Origin of the sequence: Pseudomonas sp. NPDC087697 (genome assembly GCF_044743155.1) — a bacterium.
Lineage (GTDB): Bacteria > Pseudomonadota > Gammaproteobacteria > Pseudomonadales > Pseudomonadaceae > Aquipseudomonas.
In genome coordinates this window covers 19,765-41,365 of record NZ_JBIUVW010000047.1, presented here as the reverse complement: position 1 = coordinate 41,365, position 21,601 = coordinate 19,765, and the positions used below count along the sequence as shown (strand labels likewise).

General features: G+C 59.2%; 15 protein-coding genes and 1 pseudogene. 13 read left to right on the top strand and 3 right to left on the bottom strand.

The window, feature by feature from the left end:
• The 9 genes and pseudogenes from ACIPIN_RS24725 to ACIPIN_RS24685 form a co-directional block, all read left to right on the top strand.
• A pseudogene (locus ACIPIN_RS24725) lies at nucleotides 1-173 on the top strand (30S ribosomal protein S6); the annotation flags it as partial.
• A 28-nt stretch (nucleotides 174-201) separates the two neighbouring features.
• Nucleotides 202-432 carry a 30S ribosomal protein S18 gene (gene rpsR, locus ACIPIN_RS24720; RefSeq protein WP_002551829.1) on the top strand — a complete coding sequence of 77 codons (231 nt, stop codon included), beginning with the start codon at nucleotides 202-204 and terminating at the stop codon, nucleotides 430-432.
• 36 nt (nucleotides 433-468) lie between these two features.
• Nucleotides 469-1,362 carry a hypothetical protein gene (locus ACIPIN_RS24715; protein WP_401123301.1) on the top strand — a complete coding sequence of 298 codons (894 nt, stop codon included), beginning with the start codon at nucleotides 469-471 and terminating at the stop codon, nucleotides 1,360-1,362.
• 19 nt (nucleotides 1,363-1,381) lie between these two features.
• Nucleotides 1,382-1,828 (top strand): 50S ribosomal protein L9, encoded by a 447-nt coding sequence (gene rplI / locus ACIPIN_RS24710; protein WP_008157007.1) that lies wholly within the window; start codon nucleotides 1,382-1,384, stop codon nucleotides 1,826-1,828.
• A 137-nt stretch (nucleotides 1,829-1,965) separates the two neighbouring features.
• Entirely contained in the window at nucleotides 1,966-3,360 is a 1,395-nt protein-coding gene (gene dnaB, locus ACIPIN_RS24705; protein ID WP_401123299.1) for a replicative DNA helicase, read from the top strand.
• A 224-nt stretch (nucleotides 3,361-3,584) separates the two neighbouring features.
• Nucleotides 3,585-5,888 carry a YgiQ family radical SAM protein gene (locus ACIPIN_RS24700; RefSeq protein WP_401123296.1) on the top strand — a complete coding sequence of 768 codons (2,304 nt, stop codon included), beginning with the start codon at nucleotides 3,585-3,587 and terminating at the stop codon, nucleotides 5,886-5,888.
• A gap of 306 nt (nucleotides 5,889-6,194) precedes the next feature.
• Complete coding sequence (locus tag ACIPIN_RS24695; protein WP_401123294.1) at nucleotides 6,195-9,485, top strand: DUF2126 domain-containing protein; 3,291 nt, start codon at nucleotides 6,195-6,197, stop codon at nucleotides 9,483-9,485.
• 176 nt (nucleotides 9,486-9,661) lie between these two features.
• Nucleotides 9,662-12,148, top strand: coding sequence for a circularly permuted type 2 ATP-grasp protein (locus ACIPIN_RS24690; protein WP_401123292.1), 2,487 nt, complete (start codon nucleotides 9,662-9,664; stop codon nucleotides 12,146-12,148).
• Nucleotides 12,148-13,038: a transglutaminase N-terminal domain-containing protein gene (locus ACIPIN_RS24685; protein WP_401123290.1), complete on the top strand. Its 891-nt coding sequence runs from the start codon at nucleotides 12,148-12,150 to the stop codon at nucleotides 13,036-13,038. Before ACIPIN_RS24690 ends, ACIPIN_RS24685 begins: the two co-directional genes overlap by 1 nt.
• Nucleotides 13,039-13,243: 205 nt before the next feature.
• Here the strand turns inward: ACIPIN_RS24685 and ACIPIN_RS24680 are convergent, their stop codons facing one another.
• Both ACIPIN_RS24680 and ACIPIN_RS24675 read right to left on the bottom strand, forming a co-directional pair.
• Nucleotides 13,244-13,435: a hypothetical protein gene (locus ACIPIN_RS24680; RefSeq protein WP_401123288.1), complete on the bottom strand. Its 192-nt coding sequence runs from the start codon at nucleotides 13,433-13,435 to the stop codon at nucleotides 13,244-13,246.
• A gap of 68 nt (nucleotides 13,436-13,503) precedes the next feature.
• Nucleotides 13,504-14,091, bottom strand: coding sequence for a TIGR00730 family Rossman fold protein (locus tag ACIPIN_RS24675; protein WP_401123285.1), 588 nt, complete (start codon nucleotides 14,089-14,091; stop codon nucleotides 13,504-13,506).
• A gap of 342 nt (nucleotides 14,092-14,433) precedes the next feature.
• Between ACIPIN_RS24675 and azu the strand changes: the two genes are divergently transcribed.
• The 4 genes from azu (at nucleotide 14,434) to ACIPIN_RS24655 (ending at nucleotide 20,600) form a co-directional block, all read left to right on the top strand.
• Nucleotides 14,434-14,880 (top strand): azurin, encoded by a 447-nt coding sequence (gene azu / locus ACIPIN_RS24670; RefSeq protein ID WP_401123284.1) that lies wholly within the window; start codon nucleotides 14,434-14,436, stop codon nucleotides 14,878-14,880.
• Between the two features lie 225 nt (nucleotides 14,881-15,105).
• Nucleotides 15,106-17,346 (top strand): hypothetical protein, encoded by a 2,241-nt coding sequence (locus ACIPIN_RS24665; RefSeq protein ID WP_401123282.1) that lies wholly within the window; start codon nucleotides 15,106-15,108, stop codon nucleotides 17,344-17,346.
• 112 nt (nucleotides 17,347-17,458) lie between these two features.
• The gene (locus ACIPIN_RS24660; protein ID WP_401123279.1) at nucleotides 17,459-17,902 is read left to right on the top strand and encodes a hypothetical protein; all 444 of its coding nucleotides are present in this window, start codon (nucleotides 17,459-17,461) and stop codon (nucleotides 17,900-17,902) included.
• 244 nt (nucleotides 17,903-18,146) lie between these two features.
• Nucleotides 18,147-20,600 (top strand): hypothetical protein, encoded by a 2,454-nt coding sequence (locus ACIPIN_RS24655; RefSeq protein WP_401123277.1) that lies wholly within the window; start codon nucleotides 18,147-18,149, stop codon nucleotides 20,598-20,600.
• A 173-nt stretch (nucleotides 20,601-20,773) separates the two neighbouring features.
• On the opposite strand, the gene nadE is transcribed toward ACIPIN_RS24655, so the two are convergent.
• Entirely contained in the window at nucleotides 20,774-21,601 is an 828-nt protein-coding gene (gene nadE, locus ACIPIN_RS24650; protein WP_401123274.1) for an ammonia-dependent NAD(+) synthetase, read from the bottom strand.

The window sequence follows — 21,601 nt, the reverse complement described above, 5'->3', positions numbered from 1 at the left end:
AGATCCCCAACCTGGTCATCCGTCGCGAAGAAGCCGTTACCGGCCAATCCGAGATGCTCAAGGCTGAAGAAAACCGCAGTGAGCGCCGTGAGCGTCGCGACCGTCCTGAGCACTCCGACGCTGAAGGCGTTGACAGTGATGACAGCGACAACAGCGATAACGCTGACGAGTAATCCACGGACCTTTTGAGGAGCCTATTACATGGCACGTTTCTTCCGTCGTCGTAAATTCTGCCGCTTCACCGCTGAAGACGTGAAAGAGATCGATTACAAAGATCTCAACACCCTGAAAGCTTACGTATCCGAGACCGGCAAAATCGTTCCAAGCCGCATCACCGGTACCAAAGCTCGTTATCAGCGTCAGCTGGCCACCGCTATCAAGCGCGCCCGCTTCCTGGCCCTGCTGGCCTACACCGACAGCCACGGCCGCTGAGACCGGGCAGTCGACACGTAGCAAAGGATTGAATGCATGCGCGCCATAGCTGAGTTCATCATGCGCGGTCGTATGCAGGCCACTCTTGCAGTGGCTGGATGCGCGGCATTGCCGTTGTTGTACTGGTTGGGTGCTGCCGCCGGGAGCCTTGTGCTGCTGCGGCGCGGATTGAAGGACGCCCTTGGCGTTCTTGCTCTGGGGATGCTGCCGGCGTTGATCTGGTGGCTGTATTCCGACGATCCACGCGCACTCATGGTGTTGCTGGGGTCTTCGAGTCTTGCGTTGGTTTTGCGCGCAAGTGAATCCTGGAACCGCGTGCTGCTGGTCAGCATAGCGATGGGATTGGTGTTTGCTGGAGTGCTGGGTGCGGTTTACCGCCCTCACATCGAGATTCTGGCGCAGGAACTGGTAAAGATCCTGCCGCTGGCCCTTGGTGACCTCTACCAGCAATTGTCGGTTGAGGAGCGAGCGCGTCTCGCCTCGCTGATTGCACCGGTCCTGACTGGCCTGATAGCGGCCTTGTTGCAAATCGTCAGTGTGCTGAGCCTGATTGTCGGGCGCTACTGGCAGGCGTTGTTGTACAACCCCGGTGGTTTTGGTCGCGAGTTTCGCGCCATTCGAATCCCGCTGGGGCTGGCGATGTTGCTGCTGGCGTGCATGCTTCTGGGGCCGAACTTCGGTCCACAGATGGCCATGTTGACGCCGTTGTGCAGCGTACCGCTGCTGTTCGCCGGGCTGGCCCTGATTCATGGGCTGGCGGCTGAAAAGCGACTGGCCAAGTTTTGGCTGGTGGGGTTGTACGTAACGCTGTTGCTGTTTATGCAGCTGATCTATCCGTTGCTGGTGGTCTTGGCCATCGTCGACAGCCTGATTGATTTTCGCGGTCGTCTGGCGTCGAAAGACGCCGATAGCGCGAACGGTGAAGGTTAAAAGTTAAGAGGATTTTCACATGCAACTGATCCTTCTGGAAAAAGTCACCAACCTGGGCAACCTGGGTGACAAAGTGAACGTTAAGGCTGGTTACGGTCGTAACTACCTGCTGCCTTACGGCAAAGCTACCGCTGCGACCGCTGCCAACCTGGCTGCGTTCGAAGAGCGTCGCGCTGAGCTGGAAAAAGCCGCAGCAGACCGTAAAACTTCGGCTGAAAACCGCGCTGCCCAACTGGCTGAGCTGGAAGTGACTATCACTGCCACCGCTGGTGACGAAGGCAAGCTGTTCGGTTCGATCGGTACTCACGACATCGCTGATGCACTGACCGCCTCTGGCGTTGAAGTTGCAAAAAGCGAAGTTCGTCTGCCGAACGGCACCATCCGCAACGTAGGCGAATTCGACGTAGCCGTGCACCTGCACGCTGAAGTTGAAGCCACCGTACGCGTTGTCGTGGTAGCAGCTTAAGCAGCACTTGTCGGCTGGCACCCTCGGGTGCTTGCCGGTAACATCGGGCACGATCCTGTTTACAGGTCGTGCCCTTTGTCTTTCTGCGGTTCCTGATTTTCTACAACCCCTGCTTTTCCTGAAGAAACCAAGTGGCCATGAACGATATCTCCGCTCCTGAGCAATACGATCTGCAAACCGCCGCGCTGAAAGTGCCGCCGCATTCCATCGAGGCCGAACAGGCCGTGCTCGGTGGTTTGATGCTGGACAACAACGCCTGGGAACGTGTGCTCGATCAGGTGTCGGATGGCGATTTCTATCGACATGACCACCGCCTGATCTTCCGTGCGATCGCCAAGCTGGCCGATCAGAACTCGCCGATCGACGTCGTGACCCTTGCCGAGCAATTGGACAAGGAAGGTCAGACCTCGCAAGTCGGCGGTCTCGGTTATCTTGGTGAGTTGGCAAAAAACACGCCGTCGGTCGCCAACATCAAGGCCTATGCCCAGATCGTTCGTGAGCGAGCGACCCTGCGCCAACTGATCGGTATCAGCACCGAAATCGCCGACAGCGCTTTCAACCCGGAAGGCCGCACCGCCGCCGAGATTCTCGACGAAGCCGAGCGGCAGATCTTCCAGATCGCCGAAGCGCGGCCGAAAACCGGCGGCCCGGTCAGCGTTAATGACCTGTTGACCAAGGCCATCGACCGCATTGACACCTTGTTCAACACCGACAACGCCATTACCGGCCTGTCGACCGGCTACACCGACCTCGACGAGAAGACCAGCGGCCTGCAACCGTCGGACTTGATCATCGTCGCGGGCCGTCCATCGATGGGTAAAACCACCTTTGCGATGAACCTGGTGGAAAACGCCGTGCTGCGCAGCGACAAATGCGTTCTGGTCTACTCGCTGGAGATGCCAGGCGAATCGCTGATCATGCGTATGTTGTCGTCGCTGGGTCGGATCGATCAGACCAAGGTTCGGGCCGGTCGCCTGGAAGACGACGATTGGCCGCGCCTGACCTCGGCGGTCAACCTGCTCAACGATCGCAAGCTGTTCATCGACGATACCGCAGGCATCAGTCCGTCGGAAATGCGTGCGCGGACCCGGCGTCTGGTGCGTGAGCACGGCGAAGTGGCCCTGATCATGATCGACTACCTGCAACTCATGCAGATCCCGGGCTCGGGTGGCGATAACCGGACCAACGAAATTTCTGAAATCTCCCGCTCGTTGAAAGCCCTGGCCAAGGAATTCAACTGCCCGGTGGTGGCGCTGTCGCAGCTCAACCGCTCCCTGGAGCAACGTCCCAACAAGCGCCCGATCAACTCCGACTTGCGGGAATCCGGAGCGATCGAGCAGGATGCCGACGTCATCATGTTCGTGTACCGGGACGAGGTGTATCACCCGGAAACCGAACACAAAGGCATCGCCGAGATTATCATCGGCAAGCAGCGGAACGGCCCGATCGGTACGTCACGACTGGCGTTCATCGGCAAATACACCCGTTTCGAAAACCTCGCGCCGGGTAGCTATAACTTCGACGACGAGTAAGTTCTTCAGCGCCTGCGATGGCCCCATCGCTGGCAAGCCATGCTCCTACAGGTTGCGTGTAGCCCCCCGTAGGAGCAAAGCTTGCTCGCGATGAACGATAACGCGGTGTACCGGGTGCACTGCAAACGGGTCGACATCAATTTCCGACCATAGCCGTCGGAATTGGTCAAATTTTGTGCTATATTCCGCGCCCGCGATTTTTCATCTCAACACCGGTCATCGTCATGCAAACAGCCAAGCCGTTATTTGACTATCCCAAGTACTGGGCCGAATGTTTCGGTCCTGCGCCATTCCTGCCGATGAGCAGGGAGGAGATGGATCAGCTTGGCTGGGATTCCTGCGACATCATCATCGTCACCGGTGATGCCTACGTCGACCACCCGTCGTTTGGCATGGCAATCATCGGCCGGCTGCTGGAGTCCCAGGGCTTTCGCGTCGGGATCATTGCGCAGCCAAACTGGCAGTCCAAAGACGATTTCATGAAGCTCGGCGAGCCGAACCTGTTCTTCGGTGTCGCGGCCGGCAACATGGATTCGATGATCAACCGCTACACCGCCGACAAGAAAATCCGTTCCGATGACGCCTACACCCCCGGTGGCATGGCTGGCAAACGTCCGGATCGCGCAAGCCTGGTTTACAGCCAGCGCTGCAAGGAAGCCTACAAGAACGTGCCGATTGTTCTCGGTGGCATCGAAGCTTCCCTGCGCCGCATCGCGCACTACGATTACTGGCAGGACCGGGTGCGCAACTCGATCCTGATCGACGCTTGCGCCGACATTCTGCTGTACGGCAACGCCGAGCGAGCGATCGTGGAAGTCGCCCAGCGTCTGTCCTACGGTCACAAGATCGAAGACATCACCGACGTGCGCGGCACCGCGTTCATTCGTCGTGATACGCCGCAAGGCTGGTACGAAGTCGACTCCACGCGCATCGACCGTCCGGGCAAGATCGACAAGATCATCAACCCGTACGTCAACACCCAGGACACCCAGGCCTGCGCCATCGAGCAGGAGAAGGGACCGGTCGAAGATCCCGAAGAAGCCAAGGTCGTGCAGATCCTGGCGAGCCCTCGGATGACTCGTGACAAGACCGTGATCCGTCTGCCTTCGGTCGAAAAGGTCCGTGGCGATGCCGTTCTGTATGCTCACGCCAACCGCGTGTTGCACTTGGAAACCAATCCGGGCAATGCTCGCGCACTGGTTCAGAAGCACGGCGAAGTCGACGTCTGGTTCAACCCGCCGCCGATTCCGATGACCACCGAAGAGATGGACTACGTGTTCGGCATGCCTTACGCACGTATTCCGCACCCGGCGTACGGCAAGGAGAAGATCCCGGCCTACGACATGATCCGCTTCTCGGTGAACATCATGCGCGGCTGCTTCGGCGGCTGCACCTTCTGCTCGATCACCGAGCACGAAGGCCGGATCATCCAGAACCGTTCCGAAGAATCGATCATTCGTGAGATCGAAGAGATCCGCGACAAAGTGCCAGGCTTTACCGGCGTCATTTCCGACCTCGGTGGCCCGACCGCGAACATGTACCGCATCGCCTGCAAGACCCCGGAAATCGAATCCGCGTGCCGCAAGCCGTCGTGCGTGTTCCCCGGCATTTGCCCGAACCTGAACACCGACCACTCGTCGCTGATTCAGCTGTATCGCAGCGCCCGTGCCCTGCCGGGTGTGAAGAAGATCCTGATCGCCTCCGGCCTGCGTTACGACCTCGCGGTCGAGTCGCCGGAATACGTCAAAGAGCTGGTAACCCACCACGTTGGTGGTTACCTGAAGATCGCCCCGGAACATACCGAGGAAGGTCCGCTCAATCAGATGATGAAGCCGGGCATCGGCAGCTATGACAAGTTCAAGCGGATGTTCGAGAAGTACTCCAAGGAAGCCGGGAAAGAGCAGTACCTGATTCCGTACTTCATCGCCGCCCACCCGGGCACCACCGACGAAGACATGATGAACCTGGCGCTGTGGCTCAAGGGCAACGGTTTCCGTGCGGACCAGGTGCAGGCGTTCTACCCGTCGCCGATGGCCACCGCCACCGCCATGTATCACTCGGGCAAGAACCCGCTGCGCAAGGTCACTTACAAGAGCGACGCCGTGACCATCGTCAAGAGCGAAGAGCAGCGTCGTCTGCACAAGGCGTTCTTGCGTTACCACGATCCGAAAGGCTGGCCGATGCTGCGTGAAGCGCTGACCCGCATGGGCCGCGCCGACCTGATCGGGCCGGGCAAGAACCAGCTGATCCCGCTGCACCAGCCGGCCACCGACAGTTACCAGAGCGCCCGTCGCAAGAATTCGACGCCAGCCGGTAGCCATAAAGTGGCAAAAGAGACGACCACCAAGATCCTCACGCAACACACCGGCTTGCCGCCGCGTGCCAGCGATGGCGGTAACCCGTGGGACAAGCGTGAACAGGCCAAGGCTGCGGCGTTCGCCCGCAATCAACAGGCGGCCAAGGAGCGCAAGGACGCCGCCAAAGGCAAAGGGCCCAAGCCTGCTCGTAAGCCGGTAGTGCCGCGCTAAGCGTCGCTTGTTCCAATCAAAACGCCAACCTTCGGGTTGGCGTTTTGCGTTGTATCTCAAGATCAAAGGATCGCAGCCTGCGGCAGCTCCTACGGGAGGAGCGCATATTCCGGTGTAGGAGCTGCCGAAGGCTGCGATCTTTTCACGGCTCCGCCACATTTGTGTGCAACCCTCATCACAGCAAATCCCGCATTGCGCTGTTTTGGTGCTGTACTGCGCTAAGCAAACGGAGAAAGCGCCGGGTATGCCGGCTGGCATAAGTCTTGCGCGCTTTCAGTAACGCTTAAGGCTCGCAGGAGGCACGCCGTGTCGATCCATGTCGCATTGCACCATGTCACGCATTACCGCTACGACCGCGCCGTCGAACTCGGCCCGCAGATCGTTCGCCTGCGCCCGGCTGCCCACAGCCGCACGCGGATTCTTTCCTATGCGTTGAAAGTGTCGCCTGAGCAACACTTCATCAACTGGCAACAAGACCCCCAGGGCAATTACCTGGCGCGGTTGGTGTTTCCCGAGAAAACCAAGGAGCTGCGGATCGAAGTCGATCTGCTGGCCGAGATGGCGGTGTTCAACCCGTTCGACTTCTTCCTTGAGCCCTACGCGGAAAAAATCCCCTTCGCCTATGCCGCAGACGAACAGCGCGAGCTGGCGCCGTACCTGGAAACCCTGCCGCTGACGCCGAAGTTCAAGGCTTACCTTGACGGCATCGACCGCACTCCACTGCCCGCAGTGGATTTTCTGGTGGCTCTCAACCAGCGCCTGAGCGAAGACATCGGCTACCTGATTCGCATGGAGCCGGGTGTGCAAACCCCGGAATACACCCTGGAACACGCATCGGGTTCTTGCCGTGACTCTGCCTGGCTGCTGGTGCAACTGCTGCGCAACCTCGGGCTGGCAGCGCGATTTGTCTCCGGTTACTTGATCCAGCTCACCGCTGATGTGAAAAGCCTCGACGGTCCTTCCGGCACCGAGGTGGACTTCACCGATCTGCACGCCTGGTGCGAGGTTTATCTGCCCGGTGCGGGCTGGATCGGCCTGGACGCCACTTCTGGGCTGTTTGCCGGTGAAGGACATATTCCGTTGGCCTGTAGCCCCGATCCGTCCTCTGCGGCGCCGATCAGTGGCCTGGTCGAACCGTGCGAGTGCGAATTCAGCCACGAAATGTCGGTGGAGCGGATTTGGGAGGCCCCAAGGGTCACCAAGCCTTACACCGAAGACCAGTGGCTGGCGATTCAGGCGCTGGGCCGACAGATCGACGCCGACCTGTTGGAGGGTGACGTGCGCCTGACCATGGGCGGCGAGCCGACTTTCGTGTCCATCGACGACCCGGACGGTGCCGAGTGGAACACCGCAGCGCTGGGGCCGGACAAGCGTCGACTGTCCGCCGAGCTGTTCCAGCGCATGCGCAAACATTACGCGTCCAAGGGCCTGGTGCACTTTGGCCAGGGCAAGTGGTATCCCGGCGAGCAACTGCCGCGCTGGTCGCTGAACTGCTACTGGCGACGAGATGGCGTGCCGATCTGGAATAACAGCGCGCTGATTGCCGATGAGCAGGAAGACTACGGCGCCGATGGCAAATTGGCCGGGCGTTTTCTGGCGAGTGTCGCCGAGCGTTTGAAACTGCCTACGCGTTTTGTATTTCCGGCCTACGAAGACAACCTCTACTATCTCTGGCGCGAAGGCGCATTGCCGGTCAATGTCAGCGCTGAAGACTCACGGCTGAGCGACGAACTTGAGCGCGCCCGCCTGCACAAGGTTTTCAGCCAAGGGCTGGACAAGGTGATTGGCCAAGTGCTGCCACTGGCACGCACGGCCAAGGGCGATCAATGGCAGAGTGGCCGCTGGTATCTGCGTGACAGCCATTGCCGACTGGTGCCGGGAGATTCACCGCTGGGCTATCGCTTGCCACTGGCTTCGCAACCCTGGGTAACGGCGGCGGAGTACCCGTTCGTGCACCCGCTCGATCCGAATCAGGACTTGCCGCAGCTGCCCGATGCAGCCCAATTGCAGGCGCATGGCGAGCCGGCCGCCGCCGATGATCGTGTCCCGAAAATCGACCAATCCGCCGATTGGCTGACCCGCACGGCGTTTTGCGCCGAGGCTCGGGAAGGGCGTTTGTACTTGTTCATGCCGCCGCTGGAACGCGTCGAGGATTATCTCGAACTGGTCAGCGCCATCGAAGCCACCGCCGAGGAGTTGCATTGCCCGGTGTTGCTGGAAGGCTATGAACCGCCGAGCGACCCGCGCCTGAGCAACTTCCGCATTACCCCGGACCCCGGCGTCATCGAAGTCAACGTGCAGCCGTCCGCCAGTTGGGACGAGCTGGTCGAGCGCACCGAATTCCTCTATGAAGAGGCGCGGCAGACCCGGCTGACCACCGAAAAATTCATGATTGACGGTCGGCACACCGGTACCGGTGGCGGTAACCATTTCGTACTCGGTGGCGCGACTCCGGCTGACTCACCGTTTCTGCGGCGGCCGGATCTACTGCGCAGTCTGATCAGCTACTGGCATAACCACCCGTCGCTGTCCTACCTGTTTTCCGGTCTTTTCATTGGCCCGACTTCCCAGGCACCGCGTGTGGACGAAGCACGCAACGATGCGTTGTACGAGCTGGAAATCGCCTTTGCGCAGATGCCCGAACCGGGTGAAGAGTGCGCGCCGTGGCTGGTGGACCGCTTGCTGCGCAACCTGCTGATCGACGTCACGGGCAACACTCACCGCGCCGAGTTTTGCATCGACAAACTCTATTCTCCGGACGGCGCCACCGGACGTCTTGGGCTGCTGGAGTTGCGGGCCTTTGAAATGCCGCCCCATGCGCGCATGAGCCTGGCTCAGCAATTGTTGTTGCGGGCGCTGGTGGCGCGGTTCTGGCGCGAGCCGTACGCGCCAACCAAGCTGGCCTGTTGGGGCACTGAATTGCATGACCGTTTCCTGCTGCCGCACTTTATCGCGCAGGACTTCGCCGATGTGATCGTTGACCTCAACACTGCCGGTTATGCGGTGCGGGCCGAATGGTTTGCGGCGCATCTGGAGTTCCGCTTCCCCAAGGTTGGCGATTACGCGGTCAGCGGCATCGAACTGGAGCTGCGTCAGGCGCTGGAGCCTTGGCATGTGCTGGGCGAGGAGGGTTCGGTCGGTGGCACGGTGCGTTATGTCGACTCGTCGCTGGAGCGCTTGCAGGTCAAGCTCACAGGCTTGGCGCCGCAGCGTTATGTGCTGACCTGCAACGGCATCCCGGTGCCGCTGCAACCGACCGGGCGGGTCGGCGAATTTGTCGCTGGTGTGCGTTTTCGCGCCTGGCAACCGGCCAACTGCCTGCAACCGACCATCCCGGTGCACGCGCCGCTGGTGTTCGACCTGCTCGATACCTGGATGCAACGCTCGCTGGGCGGTTGTCAGTACCACGTCGCGCATCCGGGCGGGCGCAACTACGACAGCCTGCCGGTAAACGCCAATGAGGCCGAGAGCCGGCGGATGGCGCGGTTCTTCCGTCTCGGTCACAGCCCTGGAACCTTACCGGTGCCGACGCTGACCCTCAACGACGAACTGCCGATGACCCTCGATTTACGACGGTTTGCAAAAAAAAATGAGTGAATGTATGACCCCATGTGGGAGCGGGCTTGTTCCGGGCGGCGTTCCGACGAAAGCGGTGGTTCAGTCAGTGTTGATGTTGGATGTACCGGCCTCTTCGCGAGCAAGCCCGCTCCCACACTGGATTTGCAGCGTTTGTGAGTTAATCTGACTTTTCCTGAGCATCTGCCGAGCTTTCCATGCCTGACCTGCTTGACCGTTACCCGCTCACAACGGGCACCTATCACGAACTGCTCGACGACAGCGGGGCCGTGCGCCCGCATTGGCGACGGCTGTTTGATCAGTTGCAACGCAGCACACCGGCGCAGCTGGTGCAGCGGCAAGCCTTGCTGGCGCGGCAGATTCAGGAAAATGGCGTCACCTACAACGTCTACGCCGACCCCAAGGGCGCCGATCGCCCGTGGGAACTGGACCTGTTACCCCATGTGATTGCGGCCGATGAGTGGCAACAGTTGTCGGCCGGGATCGCTCAGCGCGCACGCTTGCTCAATGCAGTGTTGGCGGATCTGTATGGCCCGCAGCGCTTGATTGCCGAAGGTCTGCTACCGGCAGAACTAGTGTTCGGTCACAACAATTTCCTCTGGCCCTGTCAGGGCATTCAACCGCCGGACGGGGCCTTCCTGCATCTGTACGCGGTGGATCTGGCGCGCACTCCCGATGGCCGTTGGTGGGTAACGGCGGACCGGACTCAAGCGCCGTCCGGTGCCGGTTATGCGCTGGAAAACCGCACCATCGTGTCGCGGGCCTTTCCAGAGTTGTACCGTGATTTGCAGGTGCAACACCTGGCCGGGTTCTTCCGCACCTTGCAGGAAACCCTCGCGCGCCAGGCGCCGAGCGCTGATGAAGTGCCGCTGGTGGTGTTACTGACGCCGGGGCGGTTCAACGAGAGTTATTTCGAGCACCTCTATCTGGCCCGCCAACTGGGTTATCCACTGGTTGAAGGCGGCGACCTGACCGTGCGCGATGCCACGGTTTACCTGAAAACCCTGAGCGGCCTGCGTCGGGTCCACGCGATCATGCGTCGGCTCGATGATGATTTCTGCGATCCGCTGGAGTTGCGCACCGACTCGGCGCTCGGCGTACCGGGCCTGCTTGAAGCGGTGCGCCAAGGGCGGGTGCTGGTGGCCAATGCCTTGGGCAGTGGCGTGCTGGAGTCACCGGGGCTGTTGGGCTTCCTGCCGAAGATCAATCAATTCCTGTTCGGTGAAGAACTGATCCTGCCGTCCATCGCCACCTGGTGGTGTGGCGAACCACCGGTGCTGGCGCAGGCGCTGGAAAAAATGCCTGAACTGCTGATCAAGCCGGCATTTCCTTCGCAGAGCTTTACTCCGGTATTTGGCCGTGACCTGAGTGAAAAACAGCGCCAAAGCCTCGCCGAACGCATGCAGGCACGGCCTTATGCCTATGTCGCGCAAGAACTGGCGCAGCTGTCGCAGGCACCGATCTGGCAAGCCGAAGGCGGCCAGTTGCAACCCCGGGCCATTGGCATGCGCGTTTACGCGGTGGCCAGTAACGACGGCTATCGGGTGCTGCCCGGCGGCTTGACCCGGGTCGCGGCCGAGGCCGATGCCGAAGTGGTGTCGATGCAGCGCGGTGGTGCGAGCAAGGACACTTGGGTGTTGGGCGAGCGAGCACCGATTGGCGAGCATTGGAAAACTCAACGGACCATCGGCGTGCACGATCTAGTGCGGCGCGATCCGTACCTGCCGTCGCGGGTGGTCGAGAACCTGTTCTGGTTCGGTCGTTATTGCGAGCGCTGCGACGACAGTGCGCGGCTGCTGCGGATCATGCTCACGCGCTACGTCGATGGCGACGATCCGCAAGCCTTGCAGGCCGCGGTCGATCTCGGCGAAAGCCTGATGCTGCTGCCCGACGAAGGCGAATTGCCCGAGCGTTTGCTCGCGGCATTGCTCGGTGATGACTGGTCGTTCAGCCTGCGCTCCAACCTGCAACGCTTGCAGTGGGCGGCGTCTCAGGTGCGCGGCAAGCTCTCGCGAGAGAACTGGCAGGCGCTGGTGGAATTGCAGCGCGAAGCCGCGGAGCTTGAAACCGAAGAGCCGGATTTTGGCGAGTTGCTGGATTTCCTCAACCGTCTGGTGATGTCGCTCGCGGCGCTGTCGGGTTTTGCGCTGGACGACATGACCCGCGACGAAGGCTGGCGCTTTTTGATGATCGGTCGGCGGATCGAGCGGTTGCAGTTTCTCAGCAGCAGCCTGGCGGCATTCCTGCGCGGCGCCGGGGCGTTTGATCAGGCGGGGCTGGAATGGCTGCTGGAGCTGGGCAACAGCAGCATCACCTACCGTTCCCGCTACTTGGCGGTGGCGCAATTGATTCCGGTGCTCGACCTGTTGCTGCTTGATGAGCAGAACCCTCACGCGGTGCTCTTCCAGCTGAAACTGGTGACCCGCACCCTCAAACGCTTGAACGATGACTTTGGTGTGCCGCGCGATCTGGCGTTGCCTGGGTTGGTAGAACGTCTGGCGCGATTCGATCTCGGTTGTCTGGAGAACTCGCTGTTCGGTGAATCCAGCGTTCGTGCGGCCCTCGATGGTCTGGCGGATCTGCTGCAAGAGGTCGCCGATGTCAGCAACCAGGTATCTGATCGCCTCGCGTTGCGGCATTTTGCCCATGTCGATGATGTCAGCCAGCGCACGGTGTCCGTCTGATGAGCGCCCATTACCAGATTCTCCACGACACCCATTATCACTACGACAGCCCGGTGTCCCTGGCCCAGCAGCTCGCCCATTTGTGGCCACGGCGTTGCGCGTGGCAGCGCTGTACCGAGCAGCAATTGCAAATCAGCCCGGAGCCGACCTCGCGTCGCGATGAGCTGGACGTGTTCGGCAATCCGCTGACCCGACTGGCCTTCGAAAGGCCTCACGACGAATTGCTGGTCAATGCCCGGCTGACGGTCGAAGTACTGGCCCGGCCGCTGCGCGATTTCAATCAGTCGCCGGCCTGGGACATGACCCGCAGCGCATTGACCTACAGCAGTCAGCCGATTGCTCCTGAGCTACTGGAAGCGTGTCGCTATCGGTTTGAGTCGCCGTATGTGCACTTGAAGAGCAGCTTCGTCGAGTTTTCCGAAAGCTGTTTTCCGCTGGGTCGTCCGTTGATGCTGGGGGTTCAGGCGTTGATGGAGAAGATCTTCAGCGAATTCACCTTCGACGCCGAAGCGACCCAGGTCGCGACGCCGCTGGTGGAAGTGCTGGAGCGCAGGCGTGGGGTCTGTCAGGACTTTGCGCACCTGATGCTTGCCTGCGTGCGTTCCCGGGGATTGGCGGCGCGTTATGTCAGCGGCTACCTGCTGACCCAGCCACCACCGGGGCAGCCACGTTTGATCGGCGCCGATGCATCCCACGCCTGGGTTTCGGTGTTTTGTCCGGTGCTGGGCTGGGTCGACTTTGACCCGACCAACAACGTTCAGCCGGCGCTGGAGCACATCACCCTGGCCTGGGGCCGGGACTTTTCCGATGTGTCGCCTTTGCGTGGAGTAATACTGGGCGGCGGCAGCCATGACCCGGAAGTGCGGGTGACGGTGATGCCACTGGAGTAATGGAGATCTACTGTGGGAGCGAGCTTGCTCGCGATGACGGAGGCACATTCAGCACCGAAGCGACTGGGAAATCGCTATCGCGAGCAAGCTCGCTCCCACAAGGATTGTGGGGTACTTCAGGCTGGCCTGTGAGGGTCGGCAGCATGACTGCCGACCCTGGACACAGATCCGGTGGGTTTGATCAGAACATCAAACCCTGTGGGTCTCAGGCGTCAGGCGCCTGATCTTTCGGTGCTTCAACATTATCTTCTGCGGCCACTTCACCTTCTGCTTCCGGGTTCAGTGCTGCTGCTTCTTCTTCAGCTGTAGCTTTTTTGCGCTGAAGCTTTTCCTCTTTCTTCTGCTCTTTGGCCAAGTCTCTTTGACGTTTGGCGAAGGAGTAATTAGGTTTAGCCATGGGCGATCCTCTGGGGTCGAAGGTGAGGTTGAGCGGCGCGTATTCTGCCTTTAAACCGGGGGCAAGGGTTAGCTGGGTTTTTGCCCGGCCCATTTTGGCTGCACCACGGGTTTCCAGGCATCGAGTGCATCCAGCAGATCTTGCGGCGATTCGCTCATTTGCAGCATGTCACGGTGATGCTCGCGAACGAAGCCTTCGCCGACGACATGATCAAGAAATGCAGTGAGTTTGCTGTAGAAACCGTTCACTTCCAGCAACCCCAGCGGTTTGCCATGGTAACCAAGCTGGCCCCAGGTCCAGACTTCGAACAGCTCTTCAAACGTGCCGAGGCCGCCCGGTAGAGCGATGAACGCGTCGCTCAGTTCGGCCATACGCGCCTTGCGTGCGTGCATGCCATCGACCACTTCCAGGCGTGTCAGACCGATGTGGCCGATTTCCTTGTTCTTCAGGCTTTCGGGAATGATCCCGATCACTTCGCCGCCCGCCGCCAGCGCCGCATCGGCGACGATACCCATCAAGCCGACGGCACCACCGCCGTACACCAGCGTCAACTTGCGCCGGGCCAGCTCCTGGCCGAGGGCGATCGCCGCTTCCCGATATGCCGGGTTGGTGCCTGTGCTTGCACCGCAAAACACACAAACAGACGCTAAAGACATGCCTTACTCCATGGTCAGTGATGACTCCAGAGTAATGGCTGATCTTGGGCGTTCCAAGGGTTAATCCTCGTAGCGGGGGGCTTCATAGGTGCCGCTGGCGCCACAGGCGTAGGCGGCGAGCAAGCTGCGTAACAGACTATTGAAGGACATGACGGGCGCTCCAGAGTGGGATGACAAACCGATCATAGGTGCGCGCCAGACGTCTGGCCGGTTAATTGTTTCGATCAATGTCATAGCCTGAAAGTTGTATACAATTCTTGATGCAAGTCATAGGAACTTCCAAAAAATTCAGGCAGTCTTTACGCCATACGGATTTTGTTAACCCTGCCTTGGAGATTCACCATGTTTGCCAAACTCGTTGCGGTATCCCTGCTGACACTGGCCAGCAGCCAATTGATGGCTGCAGAGTGCAAGGTCGATGTCGACTCCACCGATCAGATGTCCTTCACCACAAAGGAGATCACCATCGACAAGAGCTGCAAAACCTTCACCGTCAACCTGACCCACTCCGGCAGCTTGCCGAAGAACGTCATGGGCCATAACTGGGTGCTGAGCAAAACCGCAGACATGGCTGGTATCGCCACCGACGGCATGGCCGCCGGTATCGACAAGAATTACCTGAAAGACGGCGACACCCGCATTATTGCCCACACCAAAATCATCGGTGCCGGCGAGAAAGACTCGGTGACCTTCGACGTATCGAAGCTGAGCGCTGGCGAAAGCTATCAGTTCTTCTGCTCGTTCCCGGGCCACAACTCGATGATGAAAGGCGCTGTTGCCCTGAAGTAATCCGGCAGCCCTGGCTGAAATGAAAAACGCCCCTCAGGGGCGTTTTTTTTGCTTGTGCGCGAGCAAAATCCGCTGAGTGTCCTGGCGAGACCATCCCTACCGCTGGTCGGAAACCACTGTCTACCTGTTATTTCTGACAGTGGTCAGCCCATCGGGGCCGGGTGTTAGATGAGCGTCAGCCCTGCCGCTCACGTCGCGGCGACTCTTGCGAGAAGGAAATTGCTCATGACTGCTCAAGAAACCGTTCCCAAAACACGTGCTGCCATCCCGGCGCCTCTTGAAAAATCAAGCATCCGGCAGGCGCTGAATGGCAGCGACCTGGACCCGAAAGATGTCTACACCACCAACCCCAACCGGCTGACCGCAGAAATAAAACGGTGGGAGCAAGGGTTGCTGGAGAGCGACACGTTCTTCGTCACGCTCACGGGCTGGAACGGCACCGAACCGCGCGGCTCGTACACCAGTCCTACGTTGCAGTTCGGGCCGCCAATCCTCAGGACCTTGAATCTGGACGTCTCGGTCGTCGCGTTTAATCTGGGTAAAAAGATCAAGGTGCAATACACCGTCAATCGTGTTGGTGAAACGTCGGTACCTTCCGAAGTGCTCGAGTTGGATGTACTCGAGCTGTCCGCGGACGCGCTGGAGAAAGGCCGGATACTTGAAGCTCAGGACGGCGGCAATGGGCCCGAACTGGATCTGACCACCAACACCGAAGACCGGACGTTGCGTATTGAGAACTGGCCGCTGATTGCCATCGGGCAATGGTGCTGGGTCGTGCTGAAGGGCAAGACGACGGGTGGCGGCGACTACGATAAAACCCTGTTCAAGGGGCAGGTCGCTCAGGACTGGATCACCCTGGGCTACATCGAGAGGCCAGTTCCTTACAGTGAACTGAAGGAACTGGTCAATGGCTCGGACCTGACGCTTGAGTACAAGGTTGCGTTTGATCAGGTGGATGACGTGGACAAGGCGCATGGTTCGCAGGTGCGAAGCTATACCGTTAAAACAGAGGCGGTGGAGGTGAAGCCCGCGATCACCGCCGTGACGGACTCCAAGGACGTTCCGATCGCTGATAACGGAACCACCACGGACACCACGGTGAAGCTCAGTGGCACGGTGGCTACGGGCGAAAAAGTCGATATTTATGACGGAACCACTCTGCTGGGCGAGGCCACGACGACGGGCACTGCCTGGACGTACGAGGCGAAAAACCTGACCCCGAAAGCCTATGCCTTCAAGGCCAAAGGCAAGTACGGCAGCCTGCCGGAATCGAATATCCGGAACGTTACCGTGCAGGCGGTGGAGGTGAAACCCGAGATCACCGCCGTGACGGACTCCAAGGACGTTCCGATCGCTGATAACGGAACCACCACGGACACCACGGTGAAGCTCAGTGGCACGGTGGCAGAGGGCGAAACAGTCGATATTTATGACGCAGCCACTCTGCTGGGCGAGGCCATTACGACGGGCACTACCTGGACGTACGAGGCGAAAAACCTGACCCCGAAAGCCTATGCCTTCAAGGCCAAAGGCAAGTACGGCAGTCTGCCGGAATCGAATATCCGGAACGTTACCGTACGGGCGGTTTCGACGGATAAACCCGACATCAATTCAGTCACGGAGTTGACGGGTGCCCCTGTTCCCCATGGCACCACAACCTTCTCTGCATCGGTGAAGCTGCGCATCAAGGCGGGTGCGAGCGAAGAAGTCGAATTTTTTGTCAATGGCGTTTCAAAGGGCAAGTACTTTGCCGATGATCAGGGTGATTTGACGCAAGAACTGACCGGTCTGGGTCTGGAAGAACAGGACCTCACGGTGAAAGGCGTTGCCAGCGGTCTGGTATCGGATATCTGGACGGTTATCAGAAAAATGGCAGCCTCTGACGGAACACTCACCATCACCGCCTCCAAAGGCCCTCAACGCAAGGAAATCCCCCGTGGCGGTGCCACGACGGCCGACACCATCACCCTTCAAGGCACGGCCAAGCGTGCGACGAATGTCACGGTTCTTGATGTATTTACGACGCTGAGGACGATTGAATCTGATCGAAACGGATACTGGAGTATTTCTCTTAGCAGTTTGAAGGCGCAGTACTATCATTTCGCGCTGAGTGCCCCCGGCGCAGAGCCGCCGATGCTTTGGCCGCTTGCGGTATTCGCGGTTGGAACACCCATTATCGAATCGGTGAGTGAGCTTGAGGGCAATACGATCCCTCCTTACGGCGAAACCTCAAAACGGGCGCTTACGCTGCGAGGCACGGGGGCGGTGGATGGGGAAATCAATATTCATGAGCTTCTCAGCGGTAGGACATTCAAAGCTAGCAAGATTGACGCGCAAGGTCGGTGGGAAGAAGCAGATATCATCGTCGAAGAGCCCAGGGAGTATCACTACGTAGCCTCAGCGCCGGGCGAGGGCACGCCGAAGTCAAATCTCTATCGAGTGCGCAAGATCGCGCCGACGAAGTAATGGCGGGTTGACCCGATGCGCTGACAAGAGTCAGCGCATCGGAGCCGGATATTAGATGAGCGTCAACGCTGCCGATTAGTTTGCGGCGACACCTCTGAGAAGGAACTTGCCCATGACCGCTCAAGAAACTGCTCCCAAAACACGCACCGCCGATCCTATCCCGGATCCTCTTGATCCACCGCGTATTAGACAGGCGCCGGATGATATCAATCTGAACCCGTTGGAGGTCCACACCTCCGGCCGGCTGACCGCAGAAATAAAACGGGCGCAGCAGGGGGTGCTGGAAGCCGACACGTTCTCCGTCACGCTCACGGGCTGGAACAGCACCGAACCGCGCGGTTCGTACACCAGTCCTACGTTGCAGTTCGGGCCGCCAAACCTCAGGACCTTGAATCTGGAACCATCGGTCGTCGCGTTTAATCTGGGTCAAAAGATCAAGGTGCAATACACCGTCAACCGCGATGGTGAAAGCTCTTTATGGCGCAGAAGCAATGTCGCCTCACACCGTCGTTTCCCGGTGGGCACCCCTCATCACTGCTGCTACAGATTCCGATGATGCGGAGGGGGACTGGACGGCACAATAAAAAGCCGCCATCTGTTACGGGCCCGCGTCGCCCCGTCTGTTCAGCGGTGCGCAACATCGGATGGTGAACTTTCTTCAGATAGAAGCCCGGACCACCCAGCGCGCCTTTCCGTTGGTCGGAAACTACTGCTTACCTGTTATTTATGACAGTAGTCAGCGCATGGCGTCCGGGCGTTAGATGAGCGTCAGTCAGCCTCTTACAAGAAGGAGTTTGCTCATGACCGCTCAAGTTATCGCTCCCCAAACACACACACCCATCCCGGATCTTGACCCGCTGACGGTCGAGCCAAAGGTCGGTGACCGTGAACTGGACTCGCTCGGCACCATCGACAGGTTCAGAGCGCTGATACCGACGACGAAACTGCTGCCAGGTGACAAGTTCTATGTCGAGATTGCTGGTGAGCCCGGCACCCCGGAAGGTGGGAAGTCCAAGAGCGTGACGTTGCCTCTGGGGTCGGCAAACCCCAGGTCTCTGAATTTGGAGAAAAAGGTTGTTGCGTTCCTGCTGGGCAAAAAAATGCTGCTGACATACACCGTCATACGGGACGGTGAGGCCGATAAAACCTCTGAGCCGCCTCTGGAGCTCAACGTGCTCCCCCTGCCACAGAGCGAGCTGAAAGCAGCGCTAATCCGTGAGGCGGAGAACGGCGGTAACGGGCCCGGACTGGACCTGACCGGCAGCTCCAACGACCTCACACTGCGCTTGGGAATCTGGCCGTTGATTGCCGAAAAGCAACGCTGCTGGATTTATCTGGAAGGCAAGAAAGTTGGTGATGTAGATCACCTGCTCCCCGTGCTGCAATCGGAGCCGGTGGATGGTGCCTGGATCACTCGCGGTTATCGCGAGGTGAAGGTGCCTTACGACTACTTCAGGGAATTGCTCGATGGCTCGCCACTGAAGGTCATCGTCAAGGTCGCGCTAAATCAGGAAGACGATAAGGCTCAGGCGTTCGATTTCGAGGAGCGGGTCTATACCGTTAAAAACGTCGCGGTAGCAAAGCCTGAGATCACCACGGTGACCGACCTCAAGGGTATCAAGCTATCCAACCCCGGTACGACCAAGTACACCACGGTCAAACTCAAAGGCAGTGCCGCGCCCAATCAGCCTCTCGATATTTCTGACGGGGCATCGGTTGTGGACACCGCCACGGCCGATGAGCATGGCAATTGGGAGCACAGGCTCGAAGGCTTAAGCGAGTCAATGCACGAGATTTTCATCGAAGGGCCCAAGGGGCTGAAGTCCGATGTCTGGCAATTCCAGGTGGAAGCGTTGCTCGAACCCACCATCGATACGGTGACAGACTCCAAGGGCAAGCCGGTGGCCGATGGTGCAATGACGATTGACGGCAACCTGACGCTAAGAGGCAAGGTGGAGGATGGTTACGAAGTCGAGATTTTTGATGGCACGACTCCACTGGCTCTGCTCAGGGGTTACGGTGGTATCTGGGAATTCAAAAGGGCGTTCAGCAATAGAATTCATGTTTTGAAAGCTGTGGGGCGCTATGGCGATGATCGGCCGGCGGAGTCCGCACCGTGGAGTTTTACGGTGGCGGTGCAGGCCAGCAAACCCACGATCGAAACGGTGACCGACTCCAACGGCAAGCCTATCGCCGACGGCAGCACGACCACGGATACCAGGGTAAAGCTTGAAGGCACAGCGCTGGCTTACCAGGATGTGAACGTTTTTGATGGAGAGGACCTCATCGACAGCATCACGGCTGGAAAGGATGGTGTCTGGCGGTACGAGCTGACCGGGTTGAGCCAGTCAGAGCATTTGATCAAGGCTCAGGTGGGGGCTGGGGTGGACTCAGGGGTTTGGCGTTTTACCGTAGTCGAGGCGGTGAAACCTGTGATTGCCAAGGTGACGGACTCCAACGACAAACCTGTTGCCAACAATGGCGAAACCACCGACACCACGCTGAAGCTGGAAGGCACGGCAGGTGCGGGTGAGACGGTGGAGATTTTCCTTGGAAGCGATCCGAAGGGCACGGTCACGGCTGAACGCGGGGTGTGGAAGTACGAGTTGACCGGCTTGAGCCCGGACACGCACGTGATCAAGGTTGTCGCCAGCGGACAGGACTCCAATACCTGGACCGTGACGGTGAAGGCGGTAGCGGGGCAACCATGGATACGCAGTGCCAGAGACGTTGATGGCAATGACATTCGTTATGCCACCTACACCGCTTCGACTTCGGTAGAGGTAAGTGGAGTGGCGTCACCACGTCAGGAAGTCAGCATTTCTGATAATTATGGCTTTGTAGGCACAGTCACTGCTGACGATCAGGGTGTGTGGACAAAGCAGCTGACAGGCCTGAAAGAAGGGCTTTACATCATCAAGGTGGCAGGCTCCTACCATACACACGACCGCAGGTTTATTGTGGTCGATCCGCGGGTCACGATCATCAGCGTGGCGAGGGACTCATCGGGCAACGTTATCCCGTGGAGTGGCACTACCCGTGATCGCTCGGTTGTTCTGGCAGGTACCGGAGCTGCGGGTGAGGAAATAGAGATTCACAACAGGGTTACCTTGTTGGGCAAGCCCAGAGTCAAACCTGACGGGAGGTGGGAATTCCCAGTGAGTGGATTGACGAGTGATACTCATGTTTTCTACGCATATGGGTCCTACAGTGGTGGACTAGTATCCCATAGCTATCACTTTAGGGTTTCCTGAAGATAGCTCATGTATTAGCGTCACTATCGTGGACGAGCTGAAGTCATTCTGCTGAGCCAGCGTTCTGAAATGCGTCCCTACCGGGGCGCTTTTCAGCAAACCTGCTGCTATCAATGAAAAGCCCACTGAGGATCACTCCTCCAGTGGGCTTTTTTCTATCTGTCTGCCATCACTTACGGTGCAAACGGCATCACCCGTTTGTGATGGGTCTTGCGATACGTATCGCAGATGATCCTGAACGCCTCTTCACGCACCGGCTCACCGTGCAGGAAGGCATCAATCTCGGCGTAGGTCACGCCGTGGGACGCTTCATCCGGTTTGCCGGGGGAGAGGTCTTCAAGGTCGGCAGTCGGGATTTTTTCCACCAGCGACTCCGGTGCACCGAAGCTGCGGGCGATCGCTCGGACCTGGTTTTTCACCAGGCCGCTCAGCGGTGCGAGGTCGCAGGCGCCGTCACCGAATTTGGTGAAGAAGCCCATCACCGCTTCTGCCGCGTGGTCGGTGCCGATCACCAGGCCGTGGGCGGCACCGGCGATGGTGTATTGCGCGACCATGCGCATCCGCGCCTTGGTGTTGCCCAAGACGAAATCCACCGAGACTGCGTGCTTGCCTTCGAAGGCGGCGACTTCATTGGCCAGCGACTTGACCGCCGGGCCGATGTTCACGGTGTGGCGCTCATCCGGGGCGATGAAGTCCACCGAGGCTTGCGCATCGTGTTCGTCGAACTGGGTTTGGTACGGCAAGCGTACGGCGATGAACTTGTAGCCCGCATCACCGGTGCGCTCGCGCAACTCGCGGATGGCGCGCTGGGCCAGCAGGCCGGCGGTCAACGAGTCGACGCCACCGCTGATGCCCAGCACCAGTGTCTTGAGCCCGGAATTGACCAGGCAATCCTGGATAAAGGTAATCCGCCGTGCGACTTCAGCCTCCAGGGCTGCCAGGTCGGCGAAAGGCGGTTGGACGTTGAGCTGTTCAGCAATCTCACGCTGTACGGCTTGCAT